Below are 346 nucleotides of genomic sequence, written 5' to 3'. Positions count from 1 at the left end.
GGTCGTGCCATCGGCGGCCAGATGGCTGACAACCGAAGTTACATCCGCATGGCGCGAACCGTTCAGCAGATACAGACCATCGACCTGGGCATGAGCGCCTTGCGCGAAATGCTTCACGCGCGTCTCCAGCCGCTGCAACTTGGCGCCGGTCGTGACGACCGTCTGGCGGAACACGCCGCCCGCCTCGACGCGCACATCGGCCTCGATGATGGAGATGGCGTCCTCGGGCTCCTCGACCAGAACCACGCGCGTCACTTCCGCCCCTGCCGCCACATCCAGCTCCAGCCGGTTGTGGGCCACATAGGCCGAGCCTGCGCCCTCGTGCGTTTCCAGCAGCAGCAGCCGC

Annotated in this window: 1 protein-coding gene; it reads right to left on the bottom strand. The window is 66.8% G+C overall.

The window, feature by feature from the left end:
* Positions 1-346: SufD family Fe-S cluster assembly protein (locus CVH10_RS18620; RefSeq protein WP_146143062.1), on the bottom strand; the 346-nt coding region annotated here is incomplete at both ends.

This window comes from Halomonas sp. ND22Bw (assembly GCF_003011945.1).
In the GTDB taxonomy this organism is placed as follows: Bacteria; Pseudomonadota; Gammaproteobacteria; order Pseudomonadales; family Halomonadaceae; genus Halomonas; species Halomonas halophila.
Note: the sequence above shows the minus strand (reverse complement) of the source record. Positions and strands in the feature narration are given on the sequence as shown.